Annotated in this window: 25 protein-coding genes; 15 read left to right on the forward strand and 10 right to left on the reverse strand. The window is 62.6% G+C overall.

Annotated elements, in window-relative coordinates:
* Positions 1-64: 64 nt before the first annotated feature.
* The 7 genes from KVG96_RS13150 to KVG96_RS13180 all read left to right on the forward strand — a co-directional run bounded on the left by KVG96_RS13150 (position 65) and on the right by KVG96_RS13180 (position 7,448).
* Positions 65-1,000, forward strand: a complete 936-nt coding sequence (locus KVG96_RS13150) for a DMT family transporter (RefSeq protein ID WP_217892535.1) — start codon at positions 65-67, stop codon at positions 998-1,000.
* Positions 1,001-1,408: 408 nt separating this feature from the next.
* Positions 1,409-4,309 carry a monovalent cation/H+ antiporter subunit A gene (locus tag KVG96_RS13155; RefSeq protein ID WP_217892536.1) on the forward strand — a complete coding sequence of 967 codons (2,901 nt, stop codon included), beginning with the start codon at positions 1,409-1,411 and terminating at the stop codon, positions 4,307-4,309.
* Positions 4,309-4,653, forward strand: coding sequence for a Na+/H+ antiporter subunit C (locus KVG96_RS13160; protein WP_007986256.1), 345 nt, complete (start codon positions 4,309-4,311; stop codon positions 4,651-4,653). The genes KVG96_RS13155 and KVG96_RS13160 overlap by 1 nt, the downstream gene beginning before the upstream one ends.
* Entirely contained in the window at positions 4,650-6,329 is a 1,680-nt protein-coding gene (locus KVG96_RS13165; protein ID WP_217892537.1) for a monovalent cation/H+ antiporter subunit D, read from the forward strand. Before KVG96_RS13160 ends, KVG96_RS13165 begins: the two co-directional genes overlap by 4 nt.
* Positions 6,326-6,814, forward strand: a complete 489-nt coding sequence (locus tag KVG96_RS13170) for a Na+/H+ antiporter subunit E (RefSeq protein ID WP_217892538.1) — start codon at positions 6,326-6,328, stop codon at positions 6,812-6,814. Before KVG96_RS13165 ends, KVG96_RS13170 begins: the two co-directional genes overlap by 4 nt.
* The gene (locus KVG96_RS13175) at positions 6,811-7,089 is read left to right on the forward strand and encodes a K+/H+ antiporter subunit F (RefSeq protein WP_007910754.1); all 279 of its coding nucleotides are present in this window, start codon (positions 6,811-6,813) and stop codon (positions 7,087-7,089) included. The genes KVG96_RS13170 and KVG96_RS13175 overlap by 4 nt, the downstream gene beginning before the upstream one ends.
* Positions 7,086-7,448 carry a Na+/H+ antiporter subunit G gene (locus KVG96_RS13180; RefSeq protein WP_217892539.1) on the forward strand — a complete coding sequence of 121 codons (363 nt, stop codon included), beginning with the start codon at positions 7,086-7,088 and terminating at the stop codon, positions 7,446-7,448. Before KVG96_RS13175 ends, KVG96_RS13180 begins: the two co-directional genes overlap by 4 nt.
* Before the next feature lie 142 nt (positions 7,449-7,590).
* Here the strand turns inward: KVG96_RS13180 and KVG96_RS13185 are convergent, their stop codons facing one another.
* Positions 7,591-8,031: a DUF3995 domain-containing protein gene (locus tag KVG96_RS13185; protein WP_085586379.1), complete on the reverse strand. Its 441-nt coding sequence runs from the start codon at positions 8,029-8,031 to the stop codon at positions 7,591-7,593.
* Positions 8,032-8,124: 93 nt separating this feature from the next.
* Here KVG96_RS13185 and KVG96_RS13190 point away from each other — a divergent pair, with 93 nt between their 5' ends.
* Together KVG96_RS13190 and KVG96_RS13195 are read left to right on the forward strand one after the other, a co-directional pair.
* Positions 8,125-8,511, forward strand: a complete 387-nt coding sequence (locus KVG96_RS13190; protein ID WP_217892540.1) for a DUF2946 domain-containing protein — start codon at positions 8,125-8,127, stop codon at positions 8,509-8,511.
* A 92-nt stretch (positions 8,512-8,603) separates the two neighbouring features.
* A complete protein-coding gene (locus KVG96_RS13195) occupies positions 8,604-10,736 on the forward strand; it encodes a TonB-dependent receptor (RefSeq protein WP_217892541.1) in 2,133 nt (710 codons plus the stop codon).
* A gap of 43 nt (positions 10,737-10,779) precedes the next feature.
* Here KVG96_RS13195 and KVG96_RS13200 read toward each other — a convergent pair whose 3' ends face one another.
* The 3 genes from KVG96_RS13200 to KVG96_RS13210 form a co-directional block, all read right to left on the reverse strand.
* Positions 10,780-11,790: an ABC transporter substrate-binding protein gene (locus KVG96_RS13200; protein ID WP_217892542.1), complete on the reverse strand. Its 1,011-nt coding sequence runs from the start codon at positions 11,788-11,790 to the stop codon at positions 10,780-10,782.
* 127 nt (positions 11,791-11,917) lie between these two features.
* A complete protein-coding gene (locus KVG96_RS13205; RefSeq protein ID WP_217892543.1) occupies positions 11,918-12,115 on the reverse strand; it encodes a hypothetical protein in 198 nt (65 codons plus the stop codon).
* On the reverse strand, positions 12,112-12,561 hold the full coding sequence (locus tag KVG96_RS13210) for a hypothetical protein (protein WP_170930065.1): 450 nt from the start codon (positions 12,559-12,561) through the stop codon (positions 12,112-12,114). The genes KVG96_RS13205 and KVG96_RS13210 overlap by 4 nt, the downstream gene beginning before the upstream one ends.
* A gap of 432 nt (positions 12,562-12,993) precedes the next feature.
* Between KVG96_RS13210 and KVG96_RS13215 the strand changes: the two genes are divergently transcribed.
* Positions 12,994-13,248 carry a hypothetical protein gene (locus KVG96_RS13215; protein ID WP_217892544.1) on the forward strand — a complete coding sequence of 85 codons (255 nt, stop codon included), beginning with the start codon at positions 12,994-12,996 and terminating at the stop codon, positions 13,246-13,248.
* 5 nt (positions 13,249-13,253) lie between these two features.
* Here the strand turns inward: KVG96_RS13215 and KVG96_RS13220 are convergent, their stop codons facing one another.
* From KVG96_RS13220 to KVG96_RS13230, 3 genes are all read right to left on the reverse strand, one after another.
* Complete coding sequence (locus tag KVG96_RS13220; RefSeq protein ID WP_085586365.1) at positions 13,254-13,457, reverse strand: hypothetical protein; 204 nt, start codon at positions 13,455-13,457, stop codon at positions 13,254-13,256.
* A 112-nt stretch (positions 13,458-13,569) separates the two neighbouring features.
* Positions 13,570-15,174, reverse strand: coding sequence for a methyl-accepting chemotaxis protein (locus KVG96_RS13225; RefSeq protein WP_217892545.1), 1,605 nt, complete (start codon positions 15,172-15,174; stop codon positions 13,570-13,572).
* Between the two features lie 222 nt (positions 15,175-15,396).
* On the reverse strand, positions 15,397-15,801 hold the full coding sequence (locus KVG96_RS13230) for a TraR/DksA family transcriptional regulator (RefSeq protein WP_065260998.1): 405 nt from the start codon (positions 15,799-15,801) through the stop codon (positions 15,397-15,399).
* 464 nt (positions 15,802-16,265) lie between these two features.
* Here KVG96_RS13230 and KVG96_RS13235 point away from each other — a divergent pair, with 464 nt between their 5' ends.
* Positions 16,266-17,141, forward strand: a complete 876-nt coding sequence (locus KVG96_RS13235) for a MurR/RpiR family transcriptional regulator (protein ID WP_217892546.1) — start codon at positions 16,266-16,268, stop codon at positions 17,139-17,141.
* Between the two features lie 46 nt (positions 17,142-17,187).
* On the opposite strand, the gene KVG96_RS13240 is transcribed toward KVG96_RS13235, so the two are convergent.
* Positions 17,188-18,450 carry a hypothetical protein gene (locus KVG96_RS13240; protein WP_217892547.1) on the reverse strand — a complete coding sequence of 421 codons (1,263 nt, stop codon included), beginning with the start codon at positions 18,448-18,450 and terminating at the stop codon, positions 17,188-17,190.
* A gap of 293 nt (positions 18,451-18,743) precedes the next feature.
* Here KVG96_RS13240 and KVG96_RS13245 point away from each other — a divergent pair, with 293 nt between their 5' ends.
* From KVG96_RS13245 to KVG96_RS13255, 3 genes are read left to right on the forward strand one after another with little or no spacing between them, the layout of a single operon-like run.
* The gene (locus KVG96_RS13245) at positions 18,744-19,349 is read left to right on the forward strand and encodes a glutathione S-transferase (RefSeq protein WP_217892548.1); all 606 of its coding nucleotides are present in this window, start codon (positions 18,744-18,746) and stop codon (positions 19,347-19,349) included.
* A 2-nt stretch (positions 19,350-19,351) separates the two neighbouring features.
* A complete protein-coding gene (locus tag KVG96_RS13250) occupies positions 19,352-20,467 on the forward strand; it encodes a DNA alkylation repair protein (protein WP_217892549.1) in 1,116 nt (371 codons plus the stop codon).
* A 39-nt stretch (positions 20,468-20,506) separates the two neighbouring features.
* On the forward strand, positions 20,507-21,625 hold the full coding sequence (locus KVG96_RS13255; RefSeq protein ID WP_217892550.1) for an SIR2 family protein: 1,119 nt from the start codon (positions 20,507-20,509) through the stop codon (positions 21,623-21,625).
* A 516-nt stretch (positions 21,626-22,141) separates the two neighbouring features.
* Here KVG96_RS13255 and KVG96_RS13260 read toward each other — a convergent pair.
* Both KVG96_RS13260 and KVG96_RS13265 read right to left on the reverse strand, forming a co-directional pair.
* A complete protein-coding gene (locus tag KVG96_RS13260) occupies positions 22,142-22,525 on the reverse strand; it encodes a hypothetical protein (protein ID WP_217892551.1) in 384 nt (127 codons plus the stop codon).
* Positions 22,526-22,528: 3 nt separating this feature from the next.
* Positions 22,529-22,870: a hypothetical protein gene (locus KVG96_RS13265; protein WP_225927401.1), complete on the reverse strand. Its 342-nt coding sequence runs from the start codon at positions 22,868-22,870 to the stop codon at positions 22,529-22,531.
* A gap of 84 nt (positions 22,871-22,954) precedes the next feature.
* On the opposite strand from KVG96_RS13265, the gene KVG96_RS27525 reads away from it, so the two are divergent.
* Positions 22,955-23,257, forward strand: a complete 303-nt coding sequence (locus KVG96_RS27525; protein WP_225927402.1) for a transposase — start codon at positions 22,955-22,957, stop codon at positions 23,255-23,257.
* Positions 23,258-23,267 lie beyond the last annotated feature (10 nt).

A 23,267-nucleotide genomic window follows, 5' to 3' on the forward strand; every position in this document is an offset into this window, starting at 1 on the left:
TTGGGCAGTATACTGCGCAACGTTGGGCGCATTGTGCGTTCCCCTCCTCCTAGCGTGCAAGGTCATGATGTCGGTCAATTCCCCCCAAACCTCCCCGCGTCTCCCACGGTTCAGCAAAGCCGAAGCCGTGCTGGTTCTGATCACGATGCTTTGGGGCGGCACGTTCCTGCTGGTGCAGCATGCGATGACCGTCAGCGGCCCGATGTTCTTCGTCGGCCTGCGCTTCGCGGCGGCGGCCAGCATCGTGGCGCTGTTTTCATGGAAGCACCTGCGCGACCTGACCCTGTTGGAACTGCGCGCAGGCGCCTTCATCGGCGTGGCGATCATGCTCGGCTACGGCTTGCAGACCGTCGGCCTGCAAAGCATTCCCAGCAGTCAGTCGGCGTTCATCACGGCGCTCTACGTGCCGTTCGTGCCGCTGCTGCAATGGCTGGTGCTGGGGCGCCGGCCCGGGCTGATGCCGAGCATCGGGATCATGCTCGCGTTCACCGGCCTGATGCTGCTGTCGGGGCCGTCCGGGGCGTCGCTGAACTTCAGCCCCGGCGAAATCGCCACGCTGATCAGCGCCATCGCGATCGCGGCGGAAATCATCCTCATCAGCACCTATGCCGGCCAGGTCGATGTGCGCCGGGTGACGGTGGTGCAACTGGGGGTGACGTCGGTGCTGGCGTTCCTGATGGTGGTGCCGACCGGCGAGGCGATTCCTTCCTTTTCGTGGCTGCTGGTGTCCACCGCCCTGGGGCTGGGGGCGATGAGCGCGGCGATCCAGGTGGCGATGAACTGGGCGCAGAAGAGCGTGTCGCCGACCCGCGCCACCCTGATCTATGCCGGCGAGCCGGTGTGGGCCGGCATCGCCGGACGGATCGCCGGGGAACGCCTGCCGGCGATTGCCCTGGTGGGCGCGGGGCTGATCGTGGCGGCGGTGATCGTCAGCGAACTGAAGACCAAGGCCAAGGGCGCCGAGGCCGAGGCCGCGCTGGAGCGTGAGATCCAGGGTTGAATCATCGAGGGCGTCGGGCCAGCAGGCTGCCTCCCACAGGGGTTCCCGGCTGTCCGCAGGATCCCTGCCCAGCACAAAACCCTGTAGGAGCTTGCCTGCAAGCGATGGGGCCGGCACAGCCGACATCTTTGTTGCCTGATCTACCGCCATCGCCAGCAGGCTGGCTCCTACAGGTGTCCCAGGTGTTCGCAAGATTCATGTACACCACCAAAACCTGTGTGAGCATGCCTGCAAGCGATGAGGCCAGCGATCCGACACCGAGGCCATCACCGGCGCCATCACGTCCCCTGAAACAATGTGAAGCAGGAAATTTCCGACTACCTTGTAGGATTCTGAGACATCCTGGCGTTTGGTGATCGGGGAACTGGCACGTATGATGCTTCACAAACTTCCGCAGATTAGAAGCCTATGTCCCTGATAGTTCTACTGCTTCTGCCTTTTCTGGGCAGCTGTCTGGCCGCGGTGCTGCCGCACAATGCACGAAACGCCGAATCCCTGCTGGCCGGTCTGATCGCCCTGATCGGCACTGTTCAGGTGGCATTGCTGTACCCGCAGATCGCCGACGGCGGCGTGATCCGCGAGGAGTTCATGTGGCTGCCCAGCCTGGGCCTGAACTTCGTCCTGCGCCTGGACGGTTTCGCCTGGCTGTTTTCGCTGCTGGTGCTGGGCATCGGCACCCTTGTTTCCCTGTATGCCCGCTACTACATGTCGCCGGACGACCCGGTGCCGCGCTTCTTCGCGTTTTTCCTGGCGTTCATGGGCGCGATGCTCGGGCTGGTGATCTCCGGCAACCTGATTCAGATCGTGTTCTTCTGGGAACTGACCAGCCTGTTCTCGTTCCTGCTGATCGGCTACTGGCACCACCGCCACGACGCCCGGCGCGGCGCGTACATGGCGCTGATGGTCACAGGCGCAGGCGGATTGTGCCTGCTGGCGGGGGTGCTCATCCTCGGCCATGTCGTAGGCAGCTATGACCTGGACAAGGTCCTGGCCGCCGGCGACCTGATCCGCGCACATGCCCTCTACCCCATCCTGCTTCCCCTGATCCTCATCGGCGCCCTGAGCAAAAGCGCCCAGTTCCCCTTCCACTTCTGGCTGCCCCATGCCATGGCGGCGCCCACGCCGGTCTCGGCTTACCTGCACTCGGCAACCATGGTCAAGGCCGGGGTGTTTTTGCTGGCGCGGCTGTGGCCGTCGCTGTCCGGCAGCGAAGAATGGTTCTACATCGTCAGCGGCGCCGGTGCCGCCACGCTGCTGCTCGGCGCGTACTGCGCGATGTTCCAGAACGACCTCAAGGGCCTGCTGGCCTACTCGACCATCAGCCACCTGGGCCTGATCACCCTGCTGCTGGGCCTGAACAGCCCGCTGGCCGCCGTGGCGGCGGTGTTCCACATCCTCAACCACGCCACGTTCAAGGCCTCGCTGTTCATGGCCGCCGGCATCATCGACCACGAAAGCGGCACCCGCGACATCCGCAAGCTCAACGGCCTGTTCAGACTGATCCCGTTCACCGCCACCCTGGCGATGGTGGCCAGTGCGTCGATGGCCGGCGTGCCGCTGCTCAACGGCTTCCTGTCCAAGGAAATGTTCTTCGCCGAAACGGTGTTCATCAACGCCACCGCCTGGGTCGAGGCCACGCTGCCGGTCGTCGCGACCATCGCCGGCACCTTCAGCGTCGCCTATTCCCTGCGCTTCACCGTGGACGTGTTCTTCGGCCCCACCGCCACCGACCTGCCGCACACCCCGCACGAACCGCCGCGCTGGATGCGTGCGCCGGTGGAGCTGCTGGTGCTGACCTGCCTGGTGGTGGGGATTTTCCCGGCCCAGGTGGTCGGCCCGCTGCTGGCCGCGGCGGCCACGCCGGTGGTGGGCGGCACGCTGCCCCAATACAGCCTGGCGATCTGGCACGGCCTCAACGCGCCGATGATCATGAGCCTGATCGCCCTGTCCGGCGGCATCGTGGTGTACCTGCTGCTGCGCAACCAGCTCAAGCGCGGGCGCTTCAGCTTCCCGCCGCTGGTGGGCCGCTTCAACGGCAAACGCCTGTTCGAGCGCAGCCTGGTGGCGATGATGCGCCTGGCCCGGCGGCTGGAGCGGCGGATCGGCACCAAGCGCCTGCAGGCGCAGCTGTTCCTGATGGTGCTGGCGGCGGTGCTGGCCGGCCTGATCCCGATGCTGCACAGCAGCCTGAGCTGGGGCGACCGACCGAAGATTCCGGGTTCCATCGTGTTCGTCACGCTGTGGCTGCTGGCGATCGCCTGCGCCCTGGGCGCCGCGTGGCAGGCCAAATATCACCGTCTCGCCGCCCTGACCATGGTCAGCGTCTGCGGCCTGATGACCTGCGTGACCTTCGTCTGGTTCTCCGCGCCGGACCTGGCCCTGACCCAACTGGTGGTGGAAGTGGTGACCACCGTGCTGATCCTGCTCGGCTTGCGCTGGCTGCCCCGGCGGATCGAAGAGGTCTCGCCGCTGCCCAACAGCCTGCGCAAGGCGCGGGTGCGGCGGGTGCGCGACCTGCTGCTGTCGGTGGCCGTCGGCGGCGGCATGGCGCTACTGGCCTACGCGATGCTGACCCGCCAGACCCCGAACGACATCTCGTCGTTCTACCTCAGCCGCGCCCTGCCCGAGGGCGGCGGCAGCAACGTGGTCAACGTGATGCTGGTGGACTTCCGCGGCTTCGACACCCTGGGCGAGATCACCGTGCTGGTGGCCGTGGCCCTGACCGTCTACGCCCTGCTGCGCCGGTTCCGCCCGCCGAAGGAAAGCCTGCAGTTGCCGGCCCAGCAGCGCCTGCTGGCGCCGGACGTGGTCACCGACCTGGTCAACCCGCGTTCGGCCAGCGACACCGCGCTGGGCTTCATGATGGTGCCGGCGGTGCTGGTGCGCCTGCTGCTGCCGATCGCGCTAGTGGTGTCGTTCTACCTGTTCATGCGCGGGCACAACCAGCCGGGCGGCGGTTTCGTCGCCGGGTTGGTGATGTCGGTGGCGTTCATCCTGCAATACATGGTCGCCGGCACCCAGTGGGTCGAGGCGCAGATGAGCCTGCGGCCGCTGCGCTGGATGGGCACCGGGCTGCTGTTCGCCACGGTCACGGGGCTGGGGGCGATGGCCGCCGGCTATCCGTTCATGACCACCCACACCTGGCATTTCAATGTGCCGCTGCTGGGCGACCTGCACATCGCCAGTGCGCTGTTCTTCGACATCGGCGTGTATGCGGTGGTCGTCGGCTCGACCCTGCTGATCCTCACCGCCCTCGCCCACCAATCGGTGCGGGGCCATAAAACCGCCGCCGCCAAAGGAGCCGTCTGATGGAAGAAGTCATCGCAATCGCCATCGGTGTGCTCGCCGCCTCCGGCGTCTGGCTGATCCTGCGTCCGCGGACGTTCCAGGTGGTCATGGGCCTGTGCCTGCTGTCTTACGGCGTCAACCTGTTCATCTTCAGCATGGGCAGCCTGTTCATCGGCAAGGAGCCGATCATCAAGGACGGCGTGCCCCAGGACCTTTTGCACTACACCGACCCGCTGCCCCAGGCGCTGGTGCTGACGGCGATCGTCATCAGCTTCGCCATGACCGCGCTGTTCCTCGTGGTGCTGCTGGCGTCCCGGGGCCTGACCGGCACCGACCATGTCGATGGCCGGGAGCCTAAGGAATGATGGCGATGACTCACTTGATCGCCGCGCCGATCCTGCTGCCGCTCCTGACCGCCGCCATCATGCTGATGCTGGGCGAGCGGCACCGCCCGCTGAAGGCCAAGCTCAACCTGGCCTCCAGCCTCGTCGGCCTTGGGATCGCCGTGGCGCTGCTGGCCTGGACCCAGACCACCGGCGTGCCCGGCTCCATCGGCGTGTACCTGCCGGGCAACTGGCAGGTGCCGTTCGGCCTGGTGCTGGTGGTGGACCGGTTGTCGGCGCTGATGCTGGTGCTCACCGGGATCATCGGCGTCAGCGCCCTGCTCTACGCCATGGCCCGCTGGGACGGCGCCGGGTCGAGCTTCCACGCCCTGTTCCAGATCCAGCTGATGGGCCTGTACGGCGCGTTCCTGACCGCCGACCTGTTCAACCTGTTCGTGTTCTTCGAGGTGCTGCTCGCCGCTTCCTACGGCCTGATGCTGCACGGTTCGGGCCGGGCGCGGGTGTCGTCGGGGCTGCATTACATCTCGATCAACCTGCTGGCCTCGTCGCTGTTCCTGATCGGCGCGGCGCTGATCTACGGCGTCACCGGCACGCTGAACATGGCTGACCTGGCGCTGAAGATCCCGCTGGTGCCGGAGGCCGACCGTGGCCTGCTGCACGCCGGCGCGGGCATCCTGGCGGTGGCGTTCCTGGCCAAGGCCGGCATGTGGCCCTTGAACTTCTGGCTGGTGCCGGCCTACTCCTCGGCCAGCGCGCCGGTGGCGGCGATGTTCGCGATCATGACCAAGGTCGGCGTCTACACCCTGCTGCGCCTGTGGACGCTGCTGTTCTCCGGCCAGGCCGGGGCGTCGGCGTACTTTGCCGGCGACTGGCTGATCTACGGCGGCATGGCCACCATCGTCTGCGCCGGGATCGCGATCATCGCCGCCCAGCGCCTGGAGCGCATGGCCAGCCTGAGCATCCTGGTGTCGGCGGGGATCCTGCTGTCGGCCACCGGTTTCGCCCAGCCGAACCTGGTGGCGGCGGCGCTGTTCTATCTGGTCAGCTCGACCCTGGCGCTGAGCGCGCTGTTCCTGCTGGCCGAGCTGATCGAGCGTTCGCGCACCGCCACCGAAGTGCCGCTGGAAGACGAAAACGAACTGCTGCCGCGCCCGCAGGAAGCCGCCGCGCCGGTCAAGGGCACCAACCTGGACGACGACCAGCAAGCCGTGGTCGGCCAGGTGATTCCCTGGACCATGGCGTTCCTGGGCCTGAGCTTCATCGCCTGCGCGCTGCTGATCGTCGGCATGCCGCCGCTGTCCGGGTTCATCGGCAAGCTCAGCCTGATCGGCGCCCTGCTCAACCCGCTGGGCCTGGGTGCCGGTGAGCCGGTGTCGCCGGCCGCGTGGTCGTTGCTGGCGCTGCTGATCCTGTCGGGGCTGGCCTCGCTGATGGCCTTCTCGCGGCTGGGCATCCAGCGTTTCTGGTCGCCAGAGGAGCGCCCGTCGCCGGTGCTGCGCAAGCTGGAGTGCACGCCGATCCTGGTGCTGCTGGGCCTGAGCATCGCCCTGACGTTCAAGGCCGAGCCGCTGCTGCGCTACACCGAAGCCGCCGCCGACGCCCTGAACAACCCGCAGCAATACGTGATGGCCGTGCTCGGCACCCGCGCCGTGCCGAGCCCCGAAGCCAAGGCCGCATTGCAGGAGGCCCACCCATGAAGCGTCTGTTCCCTGCCCCCTGGCTGTCGCTGGCGCTGTGGCTGCTGTGGCTGGCGCTGAACCAGTCGGTCAGCCCCGGCAACCTGCTGCTCGGCGCCGTGCTGGGGTTCGCCGCGCCGCTGATGATGCGCAAGCTGCGCCCGCAGCGGATCCGCATCCGCCGCCCGGGCACCGTCCTGCGCCTGTTCTTGCTGGTCGGGCGCGACGTGATCCACTCCAACCTGGCTGTGGCCTGGGGCGTGCTCAACGCCGGCCGCCAGCCGCCTCGCTCGCGCTTCGTCAAAGTGCCGCTGGACCTGCGCGACGCCAACGGCCTGGCGGCGCTGTCGATGATCACCACGGTGGTGCCCGGCACGGTGTGGTCGGAGCTGGCGCTGGACCGCAGCATTCTGCTGATGCACGTCTGGGACCTGGACGACGAGGCGCAGTTCATCCAGCACTTCAAGACCACTTACGAGCGGCCGCTGATGGAGATTTTCGAATGAGCCCGTTGCTGTCGAACGCGATCCTGCTCACGCTGTTCCTGTTTTCCCTGGCGATGGTGCTGACCCTGGTGCGCCTGTTCAAGGGGCCGTCGGCCCAGGACCGGGTCCTGGCGCTGGATTACCTGTACATCGTCGCCATGCTGATGATGCTGACCCTGGGCATCCGCTACTCCAGCGACACGTACTTCGAGGCGGCGCTGCTGATCGCGCTGTTCGGCTTCGTCGGCTCGTTCGCGCTGGCCAAATTCCTGCTGCGGGGCGAGGTGATCGAATGAGCGCGCCATTGTCGTTGTGGGTGGAAATCCCGGTGGCGATCCTGCTGGTGCTGGGCGGCACCTTTGCGCTGATCGGGGCCTTGGGGCTGCTGCGCATGAAGGATTACTTCCAGCGCATGCACCCGCCGGCACTGGCCTCGACGCTGGGTTCGTGGTGCGTGGCGCTGGCGTCGATCCTGTGCTTCTCCGCGTTCAGCGAAGGGCCGGTGGTGCATGCCTGGCTGATCCCGATCCTGCTGGCGATCACCGTGCCGGTGACGACTTTGCTGCTGGCGCGGGCGGCGCTGTTCCGCAAGCGCATGGCCGGCGACGATGTGCCGGCGGAGGTGAGCAGCCGGCGGGGCGAGAACGAGGGCTGACCTCAGGCTGTGGCGTGTCTTCGCCGGCCCCATCGCCAGCAGGCTGGCTCCCACAGTTTTTTTGCGTTGAGCCAAGAATCCTAAGGCACCGCAATCCCCTGTGAGAGCCAGCCTGCTGGCGATGAGGTCGGCACAGGCTCCCTCAAACCCAGGCCACCGCCAGCAGCCCCGCCCCCAGCACCGTGCACAACGGCGAATAGAACCAGGTGTCGAGCCAGGCGAACCGCGAGGCCTTCACTTCCTTGAAGAAGCCCACCAGCTCAGAGTCGCCGATGGCCCGGGCGAACATCAGCAGCGCAATCGCGCTGATCACCCATTGCAGCGACCAGTGCTGCACCGTCGGCAGCCACCACCCCACCCGCAGGCACACCAGCGCGGCCACCGACAGCAGCGCCGCCGCCACCAGCAACGTCAGCCAGCCCGATGGCTTGAACGCCGGCCGCAACGTCGCCGCGCCTTCGGCCACCGGTACGTGCGGGACAACCGCAGCCGCCGCCCACTGCCCGCCCAGGGCCCAATACACATGCACCAGGCTGATCACCGCAAACACCGTGACCAGCCCTCGAGCCAAGACAAACGTCATGGTCGCGGTTCCTTGTTTTCGATTTGAACAAAATCATCCTAGACGGCATTTTTCCAAGTGCACGACCGTTCGACGTTGGGTAAAGTGCCGCCCATGAAATTCACCCGTTCCGATCGCTCACTGCTGGCCTGGATGCTCTATTGCTGCGTCCTGTTCAACGTGTTCGCCTGCAGCATCGGTCACGGGCAGATGGTCGGGATGCAGCTCAACGGCCTCGGCGGCCAGTTCTGCGCGGTCGATCCGGCCACCCAGGCGCCGCTCGCCGCCAACCCCTCAGAAGAGAAACTGCCGACCCTGGCCAAGGCCTTCGGCTGCCCGCTGTGCTCCACCGGCGGCATGGGGCCGGCGTTCAACTCCAGCCTGACCCTGGCGGTCCTGCCGGAACAGCACAGCCCGCCGCGGCCGCCCATCGTCAGCGCCGACCTCCCCGCCCGCTTCACCTGGCCTTCGGCCACCCCCCGCGCCCCGCCGCTCGCCTGAGTGCCCTTGCCTTTTTGATTCGTCAGCCCACTGCGCCAACGCGCGGCGTTCGCCTGTGCGCTGATTCCTAGACAAGCATTCAGGATTCAACGATGAAACAACTCACTTTGCTGGCGAGCCTGTGCGGCTGCCTGTCCGTCAACGCCTGGGCGCAATCGGCCGTGGACCTGGCGCCGATCACCATCGACGGCGAATCCGCCGCCGAACCCGGCCTGAGCCTGGACGGTTCCAGCGGCATGGCCTCGCGCCTGGGACTGAGCGTGCGCGACACGCCGGCCTCGGTGGCCGTGGCGAACCGCAACGACATCGAACGCCACGGCGCGCAGAACTTCCAGGACGCCGCCAACACCCTGCCCGGCGTCAACGCCAGCGCCCCGCCGGGCTTCGGCGGGTTCGTGTCCTACCGCGGCTTCACCAGCAGCCAGATCACCCAGATGTTCAACGGCGTCAACGTGTCCGGCGGCCTGGCGCGGCCGGTCGATGCGTGGATCTACGACCGGGTCGAACTGGTCGGCGGCCCGTCGTCGCTGATCAACGGCGCAGGCTCGGTCGGCGGCTCGCTCAACTACGTGACCAAGCTCGCCACCCGCGACGAGCAGGCCGTCGAGGGCCGGGTCAGCTACGGCACCTTCGACACCGCCGAAACCGCCTTCGGCCTCAACCATGCCCTGACCGAGCCCGGCGCCGACGTGCAGCACTACGCGCGGCTGGACGTCAGCCACAACACCGGCAACGGCTACATCGACCGCCAGGAACGGGATGCCTGGAGCGTGGCGTTCTCCCTGCTCAGCGACCTGACGCCTGACCTGTCGCACACCCTGGCCCTGGAATACCAGGACGAGCACGAAGACAGCCCGTACTGGGGCACGCCGGTGCTCAACCCCAAGGCCGGCGAGCTGAAGATCGACAAGCACAACCGTTTCAACAACTACAACGTCGAGGACGGCCGCTACGAGCAACGCACGATCTGGGTGCGCTCGATCATCGACTACCGGATCAACGACAGCACCACCCTGCGCAACACCCTCTATCACCTGGACAGCCAGCGCGACTACCGCAACCTGGAGACCTACCAGTACAACGCCGACAACAGCGCGGTGAACCGTTCCACCGCGTATCAGGTGCGGCACCAGGGCGAGCAGAACGGCAACCAGTTCGAACTGCGCCACGACAACACCCTGTTCGGCCTCGACACCACCTGGTCCGGCGGCTTCGAGTACAAGGTCAACCAGACCACCAACTCACCGCTCAACGTCAAGGGCGCGAGCACGGTCGACCCCGACAACTACCGGCCCGGGCACTTCTACGACATCCCCGGCACCAAGCCCGGCTTCGTCAGCGACAAAACCAACGAAGTCACCACCAAGGCCCTGTTCGCCGAAAACCGTCTGGCGCTGACCGACAAACTGGCGTTGCTCACCGGGCTGCGCTACGACGACATCGACCTGGACGTGACCAACCACCGCACCGTGACCGCCAGCAACCCCAAGCATCTCAAGCGCAGTTGGGAGCCGGTCACCGGGCGGGTCGGGCTGACCTATCAGTTCATTCCGTCGGCCAACGTCTACGTGCAGTACAGCACCGCCGCCGAGCAGCCGAACGGCACCCAGGACTTTGACGTTTCGACGGGCAAGCAGTGGGAGATCGGCAGCAAGTTCGACTACCTGAACGGGCGCGGCTCGGCGACGGTGGCGGCCTATACGATCGAGCGCAAGGACTTCGCCGTGACCGATCCGCAGGACCCGACCCTCAGCATTCCGGTGGGCCAGCAGACCTCCAAAGGCATCGAGGTCGCCAGCTCGCTGCGCATCACCGATAAGTTGCTGGCCGAGGGCAACTTCGCCTGGGTCGGTGCGCAGTACGACGACTTCACCGAGAAGAACGCCGCCGGGGTGGTGGTCTCGCGCAAGGGCAACACGCCGACCAACGTGCCGGACCGCGTGGGCAACCTGTGGCTGACCTATGACTTCTCGCCGCAATGGCAAGGCGGGGTCGATGCGCGGTACGTGGCGTCGGTGTACGCCGACACGGCCAACACCATGACCGTGCCGTCGTACACGCTGTTCGGCAGCTTCCTGAGCTACAAGGTCGATGCGCACACCACCGTCACCGGCCGGGTGCGCAACCTGACCAACGAGGTGTACGCCGAGTTCGCCCACGTGTCGCCGGCGTACTACCTGGGCACGCCACGCACCTTTGAACTGGCGGTGCAGACGCGGTTCTGAGGGCGTGACCAAAGCGGTTGAACATTGATGGCGCCGGCTGTGATCACAGGCCGGCGGCCACTTTGTCCGCCACGTCCTTGGGCAACCAGGCCTGCCACACCTGCGGGTGATCCTTCATGAACGCCACCGCCGCCTCCCGCGGCGGTGTGTGTTTCTCGCTCATGCCGGCCAGGGCCTTGTTCAGTGCGTCGATGGGGAAATCGACCTTGGCGAAGAACGCCGCGATCTCCGGGTATTCCTTCTGGAACGGCGCCGACACGCCGATCGACAGCTTCGAGGCCAGCGAACGGGTCGGTTTCGGGTTGGGGTTGTCGGCGTCGGTCAGGGTTTTCCAGGCCTCGGCGTCAAAGGGCGGTTCCTGCAGCTGGATCAGCTTGAACTTGCCGAGCAGCGGCGTCGGCGACCAGTAATAGAACAGCACCGGTTTGCCCCGGCGGATCGATGAACTGATTTCCGCGTCCAGGGCCGCACCGGAACCGCTGCGGAAATTGGTGTAGACATCCTGCAGGCCGTAGGCGATCAGCTTCTGCTTGTTCACCACTTCCGAGGTCCAGCCGATCGGGCTGTTGAGGAAGCGCCCCTTGGCCGGGTTCTCCGGATCCTTGAACACATCCTTGTACTTGATCAGGTCGCTGACGCTGCGCAGGTCCGGCGCCAGCGGCTTGATGCCTTTGGCCGGGTCGCCCTTGACCACGTATTCCGGCACCCACCAGCCCTCGGTGGCGCCCTTGACCGTGTCGCCCAGGCTGGCGACCTTGCCTTCGGCCTCGGCCTTGACCCACACCGGGCTGCGGCCGGCCCATTCCTCGCCGATGACCTGGATGTCGTTGTTGGCCAGCGCCGTCTCCAGGGTGATGGTGGTGCCCGGCAACGTGTCGGTGGGCAGGCCGTAGCCCTTCTCGACGATGATCCGCAGCACATCGGTGATCAGGCTGCCGCTCTCCCAGTTCAGGTCGGCGAAATGGATCGGCGCTTGCGCAGCGTTCGCCGCCGGCGCCGCCAGCAGGGCCCATGCGCACAGGCTGGCGAAAAACCACTGTCGAAATCCGTTCATGCGTTGCACCTCGTGCTGTTCGCAGCAATGGCAGGACGGCCTGACAGAAGACCGCAAGCCTCTGAATACTCAGTCAACTGACTGTAGACGAGGTTCCTGCTTTTTCAGGGCATGACACGGACGAAGATCAGTTTTCAGACATTTCCTGCAAGCGCTGCAGCTCGCGCCTGACCATGCTGGCGTATTCCGCCGGGCGCAGGCCGTAGATCTGCGAGGCCACCCAGCCGAGCCAGGCGCCTTTCAGCTCGGCCTTTGCGGCGTAGAGCCTGAGGGCCTCCCCACGGGCGCGGTCGAGGTGCTGCCCATGAAAGTCGGCGCGGCTCACTCGCTGGCCTTGAACGTCACCAGTTCGCCCTTGCGCCACTTGGCGGCCTTGGCGGTGACGGCCTTGAGGGTCTTGGTCAGGCCTTCGGTCAACTGCGCGTGGGCGGCGAACACCGTCACCACGTTGTGGCCTTCCTTGAACACGATGGCATGGCCGTCGGCGGTGGTGACGAAGGCGTAGTCGCCCAGGCCGTAGACCACCAGTTTGATGTCGCGAAAGCGGATGTCGAACTTGCCGCCTTCGCGGCTGGGCAGCACCGACGCGCTGAAATGGTCGCCGACCTTGAGCTTGAGCCCCGGCTTGTCGTCCACCACCAAGGCGCTTTCGGTGTCGATCTCCGCCACATAAATGCCTTCGGCGTTCTGCTCGGTGACGTACACGAAACGCGATTGGAACTGCTTGACCAGCTTTGCCCGCAAATCGCCCAACACGAACAAGGCATGCATATCGAGGTTACTGACTGCCAAAGAAACATCCCCACACTGGAAAAGAGTGCCGCACGCCGGAAAACGCGCACGGCAAAAAAGTGACGGCCGGGCCGACGGTGTTGCCGAATGAATCAGGTTAAAGCCTGAGCGGGGCAGCAGCCCCTTCATCGCGAGGTTCGGTAAGACTAACGGAGTGCCGCTCGCGGAATCTGCCCTGAAGTTCGCCGGACGTTGAAGGAAAACGCCTCGTCATGGGCCGGACAAAACCGACTACGAACTTTAGGGAAAAAACTTACTAAAAAAAGCATTTTTCCGACATATCGCCGGTAAAAAATTGCTTTAGATAAACAACGTTCGCCAACAGGCACCGGCGATTCTAGAGCACCGACGCTCGATACGACTACCCGTAACGGTAAACCAATGCCGATCCGACCACGAAAAGGACTTCACATGTGCAACCTGACCCACTTCGCCCTGCCCGCCCAGCCCCGCCACGACGCCCTCCCGTTCCCGCCGACGGCGGACGGGTACGGCCTGCAACGCAAAGAGCCCGTTACCGACGGGCCGCGCTATCGCGTGGTGCCCGCCGGTAACGGGTTCTTTCACATCAAGGAAACATCGACAGGGCGTGTGAGAGGATTCCGCAAGGATCACAACCAGGCTTGCGCCCTCGCCCGATCACTGGAAACGCAAGCGGGCCTTTGAGCCGGTCAGTGCAGGTGGCCTTCAAGCCCGGCGTTCAACTGCGCCAGCCAAGCGGCCCTGCACTCCTCGGCCTCGTCCCGGCTGGCGAACGCCGCCCCCCGGGGCTCGCCGTTGAGCAGCACCACCCAGCACACGCGCTGCCCCCGCGCCCGCAAGCCGGCGGGCACGGCACTGCCGATCACCGCCGCCACATCGACCCTGCACTGCATACTGACCTCCCGAAACCATTAGCTGCCTAACTATGCAGGCAGAGTAATGACTCAGGCCGCAGGGAAACAGCCGCCGGGATGCACAGCTTCATTGCAGGTGCGGCAACAATCCTCAGCGCGGCGCCTCAGGCTTGTAGCCCAGGCGCAATCCACCCCAGTGCCGGCCCTTGACGGTGATCGGCACCGACAGGTCGTGCATCAGCTCACCGGTGTCGCGGGTGTAGGTCTGCAACAGCACCGGCTGCTGGTGGCTGCCGCAGCGGATGCCGGTGCGGTCGGCGAACTTGCGCTTGGTGCGGTTGTTGACCGTGTCCGCCTGCTCGTCGCCGGTCAGCGGCTGGCTGAACGCCTGGTTGTGGGTCGGCACGTAGCCCTGCTGGGTGCAGGCGATGGCGAACACCAAACCTTCGTGGCGCGGCAGCAAGGGTTCCTGGATCGCCGGCAGCACCTGGTCGGTGTAGCGGTCGAACCGGGTCTGGTACTTCTCGGGTCGCGTGCCGGGGATCGGCTGATAGTGACGGTCGAACAGGTCGTCGAGGCTGATCCGGCCTTGATCGACATCGGCCTCGAAGCGTGCGGCGATCTGCTCGGCCCCTTCGCGGGCCAGGTCGTAGATGCGCTGGTGGTAGTCGTCCAGCCCGACCTCGGCCAGCCGTTCGCTGATGGTCTCGGCCTGGCCTTCCATCTGCACGGCGGCTTCGGCGAGGCGGCGGGTCTGCTGGTCGCTGACGGCCAGGTCGGCGCGCATCTGCTCGATGGCGGTGAACAGGCTGTCGAGCTGCTCGCGGTTGGTCTCGGCCCCCTGGGCGATCTCGCCCACCTGGGTTTCCACCCCGGCGGCCAGCCGGGCGATGTTTTCCAGGTGCTGGCCGGTGAGCTCGACCTGCTCCACGCCGGTGTGCAGGTCATCGGAGAGCTGACGGATCTGCTCCACCACCTGTGCGGTGCGTTGCTGGATGTCGGCGACCATTTCGCCGACCTCGTCGGTGGCCGAAGCGGTACGGGCCGCGAGACCGCGCACCTCGTCCGCCACCACCGCAAAACCGCGCCCGTGCTCGCCGGCGCGGGCCGCCTCGATGGCGGCGTTGAGCGCCAGCAGGTTGGTCTGGCTGGCGATGGACTGGATCACCAGCGTGACGCGTTGAATGTCGTCGCTGCGCTGGCTCAGGGCTTCGATCAGCTCGCGGCTGTCGTTGGCGCGCTGGCTGAGCTGATGCATGCGCGAAATGGAGTCGACCAGCACGGTGCGCCCCGCCGCGCTGCTGTGGTGCGCCTCGCTGGCGGCGCCCAGCGCCTGGCGGCTGAGCTGTGACGTGGCTTGTTCGGTGGCGATCATCACCTCGGCGTTGCTGACGATCTGCTGCGCCGCATCGAGCTGGGATTGCAGCTTGCCGGCCAGGGCCTTGACCGAAAACGCCACGCCGGCGGCGGACAGCGCGTTATGGCTGGTGGTGTAGGAAAGGTCGCGGGTCAGTTCGGCCATCGCGCTGCCGGTGTCGGCAGGCCGGGCCTCAGGAGTGGCGCGAGATCGCAAGCGCGGCAGCCATACGATCAGCACCGCCAGCGGCATGCCCGCATACAGCGGCCAGCCCCCCAGCGCCATGCCCGCCAGCAACAGCATCAGGGCGATGCTTTGCAGCGTCGGCGACAGCCAGCGGTTCTTCGGCAAAACAACTGGTGCAGGCAGAGCCTCAACCAGAGATCCATCTCTCGTCATTTCGTAACCCCACGCGTGTTCTCATTGTTGTGGCCGCATTAAACGCCACTACAACGCCATTATCCATGGTCCGTTAGTCGTGGGGTCTGTGGCAGGTCAATGGAACGGCGGGATTGTTACGGACGGCAAAACGCTTCGCGGGCAAGCCCGCTCCCACAAGGTCCGGGTATCACCGTAAACCTTGTGGAGGCGGACTTGCCCGCGATGACCGCGTCGGCGCAATCAGGCCTGGCGCTGGTGCTTGTCGATCTGCTCGTGGCGCTCTTGGGCTTCAATGCAGTACTTGGTGGTCGGGCTGATCAGCAGGCGCTTGAGGCCGATCGGCTCGCCGCTGTCGTCGCACCAGCCGAAGCTGTCTTCCTTGATGCGCTCAAGGGCTTGTTCCAGTTGCGGCAGCATGCGCTGGTCGCGGTCGATCGCGTTCACCAGCCAGGTGCGCTCTTCTTCCACCGAGGCGGCGTCCGCCGGGTCAGCCGGGGTGTCCAGGCTTTCGATGGCAATACGGTTCTGCTCAATGCGCTCGTGGGTTTCGACTTTCATGTTCTGCAGCAGCTCAGTGAAGAAAGCGTGCTGCTCGGCATTCATGTAGTCATCTGCCGGCATGGCCAGCAACTTGTCCTTTGTCATTGATATCTCTAATAAAAAACGTGCATTAAGGCGAATTAGGGAGCGTTCCGGCGAACCGCCTGCGGTCATCGGAAAGGCATCGTTTATTGCAAACGCCACCCGGCACTCAATTTACGAAGGGGCGGCAGTCTAAGGCCCGATTGAGGCCTCAGCAACTGGAAATACAGGGAATTTGTCCGACAAAGCCCGGAAACCGCCCGCAGACGGGGTTCGCAGCGGCCATCGGAGTGCGTTTATAGCAAGAAATTCAGTCGAGCGGCTGTATATAGAAGACAAACGGCGATCGGGCGTGGCGCTTTGTCGCACCCCGCCCTGATCGCGCAGGCCGGCGCGGTGCATCGATTCAGCAGCAAAACCATGGACTTAGGCTTCACCAAACGCCGCCCGGACTGGCTATCCTCAAGGCCGGCGGCCCCTCGCCGCAGCCGCGTGCCCTCATAAAAGAACAGCCAGAAGGATTGTCCATGCCGCCCACCGATCAGCCGGTCAACGCCGAGCGCCTGCTGCAGCGGATCACCGACGAACACGACTCCCTGCCTCGCCAGCTCAAGCGCATCGCCGCCTACATGAGCCAGCAAAGCGAGCGGATCATGCTCGACCGCATCAGCGACATCGCCCATGAGTGCGAAGTGCACCCGTCGGCCATCGTGCGCTTCTGCCAGCGCTTCGGCTTCAGCGGCTTCAGCGAGATGCAGGCGCTGTTCCGCGAGGCCTACACCCACAAGGCCACGCCGGTGCAGAGCCACCAGAAGCGCATCCGAACGCTGATCGCCGACAAGTCCCGGCCCACCACCGACAGCGACCTGGCCCGCGAGTGCATCGCCGCCACCCTCTCCGGCATCGAACGGCTGGGCCTGGAACTGGACAACGCCGCGTTCGAAAAGGCCGTGGATCTGCTGGCCGGCGCCGACCACATCCACGTCATCGGCGTGCGCCGCTCCTTCGCCGCGGCCGACTACCTGGCCTACAACCTGCGTCACACCCAAAAGCGCATCCAACTCATCTCAGGCCTGGGCGGCAGCTACCGCGAACAGATGCGCAGCGTGCGCGCCAACGACCTGGTGGTCGCCATCAGCTACACCCCCTACGCCAAGGAAACCCAACACTGCCTGCGCCTGGCCCGGCAACAGCAGGCCAATACCCTGGTCATCACCGACAGCCACCTCTCGCCGCTGACCAAGGGCGCCGGCGCGGTGCTGCTGGTCAACGAGGGGCGTTCTTTCGCGTTTCGGTCGCTGAGCGCGACGTTGTGTTTGTGCCAGGCGTTGTTCATTGCGCTGGCGTACCGGTTGGGGTTGAAGGTGGAGGAGATGCAGGAGCAGGTGGGATTCGAGGACTGACCGGCCCGCTCGCCGACCCGCCTGGGCAAGTCGGCGAGCGGCGCCGTTACTCCGTTGGAAGCGTGAGCTTCAACGGATAGGTGTTGACTCCCTCCGGTATGACAACCTTTTGCTCTTTGAAGAACTTATCGAGATCGATATCGATCCCTGAGTAACCGATCGCCACCGGATACTCGAACACCTGCTTGAGCGTCACACCCGTGGCAGAAGACTTGACGATAGATCCGGTCACGCCGGGCATGGCGGGAGTGACTGCCTCGATCTGCTGACGGATCTGTTCATTCACCTGATCCAGTTCGGCTTGCTTGTTATCGACCGCAGCTTCTTTGGCGGGCGTATCAGGCGTTTCGGTTCCCTTCTTGTTGTCGCCTGCCTCTGTCCCCTTGGCCGGAGCGTCGGCGCCCTTGCCTTTGGCAGCTTCTCCCTCACCCGCCGCCTGACCGCCAGCGGCGTCCGGCGGGGTGTCGGGAGCCTTGAGCTGACGCAATTGCTTCTCCAGCGCGGTCTTGCGCTCGTTCAGATCAGTCAGCGCCCGCGTGACTCCCGATACTTGGCCCCCGCCACTCTCCGTCGATGAAATGACAACCTCCAGCGAGCGCGTGAGGTAGACCTGTGTCACCAACACCAAAACAGGCTTGGTAGCATCCTTGTTGCGTGGGTCGCCGGCGTTCTCCAAGGCCTGCATCGCATCGCGCAGCCTTTCTCGTTGAGCCTTGCTGTAACGGTTTATGTAGATGTCAGCGGCCAAGCGCGCGTCCGAATACTTCACGCCATACGTTTCGGCCACCGGCACGGCATATGAAACCGAGTACGCTGACTTGCGGGCACCGCCGAAGAGAGCGGCGATAGAACTGTTGGTAATGCCCAACCCCAGTTGGCTTTCCGCCAGGGAAGCGAAGCTGAAGCCGGGGAAGGCGACCAGGCTGTTGATTCTGGTCGTCGTGCCCGGAACGACCAGGTCGGGGACACTCATCACCTTCGCCTTGTCGGTGGCGTCCACAACCGTTTTGGCGGGCTGGATGTGAGGCGCAGCCTTCTTCAGTTCCTCATCCAGCGACATTCGGTCAAACCAGACCGAACTCATGTAATAGTCAGCGGTTTTCAGCTTTGCGCCAGCGTTGACCACACGCACGACATACAGATCGCCGACCTCGACGCTGGCCCGAGGCGGAAAGATCGGCCGTATGCTGAGCTGCTCGGTACTGCGCGACCACTCCTGAGCCACGACACCTTTCTCCAGCCGATCACTGCTGCAAGCCACCAGGGCCACAGACAGCGCGCACAGCGTCACTTGCTCAAACGTCCGCATCGCATGATCCTCTTGATTCGCTTCGGGGCCGACTGACGCACACGACCCGATACCTCATCGGGCCATGACGTTCACGCTGCAAAGAGCGCAGAACCAGAAGGATCAGACACGTTGGTTTTTCCTTCCCTGGTCAGTGCTGGCACTTTGACTATAGAACCGGAACCACCCCCGGCAAGTCCGGCAAGGCCCTTTATTTTCGGGTGTTTTATCCCCGTGACGGCATACGGGTGTAGTCAACCGCCAGACCGAACCGCTACATTCGACCCCCATAACAAACACTCAGGGAGCTGCACATGAAACTGATCGGAATGCTCGACTCACCCTATGTCCGCCGCGTGGCCATCTCCGCCCAATGCCTGGGCATCGAGCTTGCGCACGAGCCGGTGTCGGTGTTCCGCCATTTCGAGCGTTTCCAGCAGATCAACCCGGTGGTCAAGGCCCCTACCCTGATCCTCGACGACGGCCAGACGCTGATCGACTCGACCCTGATCATCGACTACCTCGAAACCCTCTCCGGCCAATCCCTGCTGCCCGCCCACCCCGCCGCGCGCGTGCGTGCCCTGTACCTCATCGGCCTGGGCCTGGCCGCGTGCGAAAAGGCCGTGCAGCTCTACTACGAGCGCAACCTGCGCCCGGCACAAATCCAGTACCAACCGTGGGTGGAACGCGTCGAAGGCCAACTCGCCGCCGCCTTCACCGCCCTTGAGCTCGAACTGCAACGGCAACCGCTGCCCACCGACGGCGCACTGATGCAGGACGGCATCACCCTGGCCGTCGCCTGGAGCTTCACCGGCCTGGTGGTCCCCGACCAGATCGACGCCGCCCGCTTCCCGCACATCGCCCACTACACCGCATACGCCGAAAGCCTCGACGCCTTCGCCCGCACGCCGATGAACTGACCATGAGCGCCCCCGCCACCGCCGCCCCGGCGCTCAAGGAAATCTTCAACGCCGAACGCCTGCGGCACATCGCCGACGAGATGAGCGCCGTGTACCCGGCGTTCAAGGCCAAGGCCTTCCTCAAGCAGGCCAACGACGGCCTCGCCGAACTCTCGGTGATGCAACGCATGGCCCGCGTCAGCGAATGCCTGCACGCCGTACTGCCGCTGAGCTACGAAGACTCGCTCGCCGTCCTGCGCGACCTCGCGCCCCGGCTCAACAGCGCCTTCGTCAGCATGACCCTGCCACACTACGTCGCGAGCTACGGCGGCCACGCGTTCGACACCTCGCTGGACGCGCTCCACTACTTCACCGCGTTCGGCTCCTCCGAATTCGCCATCCGCCACTTCCTGCGCAGCGACCTGTCCCGCACCCTCGAACGCATGCACGACTGGGCCCGCGACGACAACCACCACGTCCGCCGCCTCGCCAGCGAAGGCAGCCGCCCGCGCCTGCCCTGGTCGTTCCGCCTCGAACCGGTGCAGGCCGACCCGCAACTGGCGGCCGGCATCCTCGACCGGCTCAAGGCCGACGACAGCCTCTACGTGCGCAAATCCGTGGCCAACCACCTCAACGACATCACCAAGGAACACCCGCATTGGGTGCTCGACACCGTCGAAGGCTGGTCACTGGACAACAAACACACCGCCTGGATCGCCAAACACGCCCTGCGCAACCTGATCAAACAAGGCAACACCCGCGCCCTGAGCCTCATCGGCGCCGGCGCGAAGGCCGAGGTCGAGTTGCTGGACGTCAAAGTGGAACCGGCGGTGGTGCAGCTGGGGGACACGATCACACTGTCGTTCACCGTGAAGTCCACCGTGCCCGAGGCGCAGCGGTTGGTGATCGATTACGCGATCGACTACGTGAAAGCGAACGGCGGGACATCGCGCAAGGTGTTCAAGTTGAAGGGGCTGGATTTGGCGGGGTTTGCGGAGGTTGAGGTGGTGCGGCGGCAGCAGATCAAGGATTTTACGACGCGCAAGCATTATGCGGGGTGGCATGGGGTGGAGGTGATGGTGAATGGGGAGCGGTTGGGGGGTGGGGGGTTTGAGGTTGGGGGGGATACAAGGAATTAACTATTTCTGCACTTAAAACACAAGAAAGGAGTTCAACCAATGAAAACCGTATACATATTAGGCGCCGGATTTTCCTTCGACGCTGGCGCACCACTGCAAAAAGACATCATACGCGAGGCGTTTAGACTCAACAGAGAAAACCAAGACAACTTCAACCAGGAAAAATTTAACGAATTCAAACAATTCATTATAGAGCAATTAAACTTCACAGAAGAACACTCTAAAAACGTGGATCTTGAAGATATTTTCACACCACTAGACCGTTGCCTCAGCGAAAACTCACAATTTAGAGGAATAAACCTATCACAAATAATGAAAACTCGAGATTCTGTATTTTATGTCGTCGGAAAAACAATTCAAACCCTACTAAATAAAACAGAAAAAACCAAAGACTACATCGACATCTTCGCACACCACCTCACAAAAGCCTCTTCAACCAGAGCCAATGAAAAATATCGAGACACTGACCCAGTTAGCATAATAAGCACAAACTGGGATATTTTACTAGACAACTCTATATATGAATCGATACAAACCAATGACAAGTATGACGGCGTTGTAGACTACTGCTGCTACATAAGTTCAAAAGATGAACATGACAAATCAGTAATCCCCGGACTAGAGAAACTTGGCCAAGGCGGCTTCAATGTAAAGCTTCTAAAACTCCACGGCTCGCTAAATTGGTTACAGTGCCCTAGATGCGCAAGGCTATATGCTAAATTTCGCGAAAAGTCTGCCATGCATAGCTTTGAAGAATCCTCATCCTGTCGTCACTGCGACAAGAACTTCCCTGAAGAACACAACAGACACATACTTTCTCCAAACATGATAATGCCAACATACTTAAAGGATCTATCCAACCCACAGTACAGAATCATTTGGCAAAACGCTGGAATAGAAATTTCCGAGGCAGATAGAATAGTTTTTATCGGCTACTCACTGCCTCACGCGGACTTTGAAATGCGCCAACTGCTTTCAAGAATGACCAGAAAAAATGCGGAAATTCAAGTAGTCGACTGGATTTCTCCGGGTGACGACCCTAAAAGTGATAAACGAACCGAAAAAGAAAACCACTGGAAAAATTTCTTTGGCAAGCGCGAAATAGGTTTTTTCTTTGACGGCGCCTCGAAATTCATAAAAGATCAATACAACTGTTAACCAGCACCTGCATTGATAAAGACCAGACAGATTTGTTTGCCGAAATCACTACATTCAAATAAATCTGTCAACACCTTAGAAAACACACCCTCGACCACTATATAAAAACGTTACTTGAAAGATTTTATCTCAGCCTCTCGCTTTCTATTCGGCAGATCTGCACTTGATGGTGCATCGCAGCAATACATTGGACAAACCGTCGAAATTTACTTTTTATTGCCACTTCAATAAGTAAACTTACATAAAATAGCAAACAAACCAAACACCTTAGCAGTACGAATTCATATCACAGATCCAACATCAATTGCAAACCAGCAACCCAATCCTCAGAAGCTGAATACCTTGCATAGTAGCCAGCTCTCTCCACCGGACTCAAACCCATAAAAAACAATGAGAAATATTTATCATTATAGTAGCCCTGCGCGCCCTGCATACTACCTCCCCACCAAGATGCCTTGTAGTTTTCAAATACAACCCACGGAGGAGGAACTGCAAACCTCCTCTCGCTAACACTTCCTAAAAAAGAACATCATTGGCAATTAACCAAACCGTTGCGACTTTAAATTCCCTTTTTGATACAGAAACAACTAACCGACTATTTTGGATTTCATCCAGATAGCACCACACCTCCAAACCATTCACATCAATTTCATCGCAAGCAGTAAAACGCTCATCAACCAGAGCCTGAAACTCACCGACCTCCGCCACATCCATAACAAAATCCGAATAGAACGCCTGCAGCCCAAGGCCAACTAACGATTCAAAAACAGGATAGCAACACTCCCCACGAGGAAACTCTTGCAATTCGGCCCTAAAAATCGCCTTAAGCTCTGAAATCGAATACCCAAGAACGTTTTCTTCGGAGGCAGACTTAAAAAACCGCTTAACAAAGTCAAACAACACTCACTCCTTCCCAGGACACTTAAACGCCCAAGCGTAAACCTTCATTCCCTTAATCTCCTCCCCAACAGCCCCCACACCAAGACACACCCCATCCTTGACGTAATTGAAGCTGCAATACCTAACCCCTTCCGTACAAGACTCAATCTCTGGATAGCCCTTCCTCACAAGGACGCTCTCCACCCCAAACTCACCCGAGTAAGTAGGGTTCGGTTTCCACCCACTGTTGATCAACGCCTTTCTGGCACTGACAAACGGCATCCCTTCTTTGATTGGCACATCGACTGCCTGAACAGAGAAGCTGACCACATAAAGGAGGCCGACAGGCAGTTTTCTAAGTTCCATTTAGCAGTCCACCTGAACTGGCCTAATAATTCTGGACACCTCAATCGGGCGCTATGATGGCGCCCAAATCTGAGGTGTTTGGATATGCGTAATTCTTATTCCAGTGAGTTCAAACTCAAGGCGGCCGGCATGGTATTGGACGAGGGGCTATCGGTTCCCGAGGTCTGCGCCAGTTTGAGTGTTGGCCCTACGGCTCTGCGTCGCTGGGTTGAACAGGTTCGTCAGGAGCGCCAGGGATCGACTCCGGTCGGGGCCAAAGCGATTACTGCTGATCAGCGAGAAATCCAACAACTCAAAGCCTTGCTCAGGCAAAAAGACCGGGATATCGAAATCCTAAAAAAGGCCAGTGCTCTCCTGCTATTGGACGCCAAAGATCACTCTCGCTGATCGATGAGCT

The organism is Pseudomonas ekonensis, from assembly GCF_019145435.1.
Lineage (GTDB): Bacteria > Pseudomonadota > Gammaproteobacteria > Pseudomonadales > Pseudomonadaceae > Aquipseudomonas > Aquipseudomonas ekonensis.

Excerpts from the sequence above, each read along its gene's own strand:
- KVG96_RS13150 (WP_217892535.1), top strand. The coding sequence starts at position 65 with ATGATGTCGGTCAATTCCCCCCAAACCTCCCCGCGTCTCCCACGGTTC.
- KVG96_RS13155 (WP_217892536.1), top strand. The coding sequence starts at position 1,409 with ATGTCCCTGATAGTTCTACTGCTTCTGCCTTTTCTGGGCAGCTGTCTG.
- KVG96_RS13160 (WP_007986256.1), top strand. The coding sequence starts at position 4,309 with ATGGAAGAAGTCATCGCAATCGCCATCGGTGTGCTCGCCGCCTCCGGC.
- KVG96_RS13165 (WP_217892537.1), top strand. The coding sequence starts at position 4,650 with ATGATGGCGATGACTCACTTGATCGCCGCGCCGATCCTGCTGCCGCTC.
- KVG96_RS13170 (WP_217892538.1), top strand. The coding sequence starts at position 6,326 with ATGAAGCGTCTGTTCCCTGCCCCCTGGCTGTCGCTGGCGCTGTGGCTG.
- KVG96_RS13175 (WP_007910754.1), top strand. The coding sequence starts at position 6,811 with ATGAGCCCGTTGCTGTCGAACGCGATCCTGCTCACGCTGTTCCTGTTT.
- KVG96_RS13180 (WP_217892539.1), top strand. The coding sequence starts at position 7,086 with ATGAGCGCGCCATTGTCGTTGTGGGTGGAAATCCCGGTGGCGATCCTG.
- KVG96_RS13185 (WP_085586379.1), bottom strand. The coding sequence starts at position 8,031 with ATGACGTTTGTCTTGGCTCGAGGGCTGGTCACGGTGTTTGCGGTGATC.
- KVG96_RS13190 (WP_217892540.1), top strand. The coding sequence starts at position 8,125 with ATGAAATTCACCCGTTCCGATCGCTCACTGCTGGCCTGGATGCTCTAT.
- KVG96_RS13195 (WP_217892541.1), top strand. The coding sequence starts at position 8,604 with ATGAAACAACTCACTTTGCTGGCGAGCCTGTGCGGCTGCCTGTCCGTC.
- KVG96_RS13200 (WP_217892542.1), bottom strand. The coding sequence starts at position 11,790 with ATGAACGGATTTCGACAGTGGTTTTTCGCCAGCCTGTGCGCATGGGCC.
- KVG96_RS13210 (WP_170930065.1), bottom strand. The coding sequence starts at position 12,561 with ATGCATGCCTTGTTCGTGTTGGGCGATTTGCGGGCAAAGCTGGTCAAG.
- KVG96_RS13215 (WP_217892544.1), top strand. The coding sequence starts at position 12,994 with ATGTGCAACCTGACCCACTTCGCCCTGCCCGCCCAGCCCCGCCACGAC.
- KVG96_RS13220 (WP_085586365.1), bottom strand. The coding sequence starts at position 13,457 with ATGCAGTGCAGGGTCGATGTGGCGGCGGTGATCGGCAGTGCCGTGCCC.
- KVG96_RS13225 (WP_217892545.1), bottom strand. The coding sequence starts at position 15,174 with ATGACGAGAGATGGATCTCTGGTTGAGGCTCTGCCTGCACCAGTTGTT.
- KVG96_RS13230 (WP_065260998.1), bottom strand. The coding sequence starts at position 15,801 with ATGACAAAGGACAAGTTGCTGGCCATGCCGGCAGATGACTACATGAAT.
- KVG96_RS13235 (WP_217892546.1), top strand. The coding sequence starts at position 16,266 with ATGCCGCCCACCGATCAGCCGGTCAACGCCGAGCGCCTGCTGCAGCGG.
- KVG96_RS13240 (WP_217892547.1), bottom strand. The coding sequence starts at position 18,450 with ATGCGGACGTTTGAGCAAGTGACGCTGTGCGCGCTGTCTGTGGCCCTG.
- KVG96_RS13245 (WP_217892548.1), top strand. The coding sequence starts at position 18,744 with ATGAAACTGATCGGAATGCTCGACTCACCCTATGTCCGCCGCGTGGCC.
- KVG96_RS13250 (WP_217892549.1), top strand. The coding sequence starts at position 19,352 with ATGAGCGCCCCCGCCACCGCCGCCCCGGCGCTCAAGGAAATCTTCAAC.
- KVG96_RS13255 (WP_217892550.1), top strand. The coding sequence starts at position 20,507 with ATGAAAACCGTATACATATTAGGCGCCGGATTTTCCTTCGACGCTGGC.
- KVG96_RS13265 (WP_225927401.1), bottom strand. The coding sequence starts at position 22,870 with ATGGAACTTAGAAAACTGCCTGTCGGCCTCCTTTATGTGGTCAGCTTC.
- KVG96_RS27525 (WP_225927402.1), top strand. The coding sequence starts at position 22,955 with ATGCGTAATTCTTATTCCAGTGAGTTCAAACTCAAGGCGGCCGGCATG.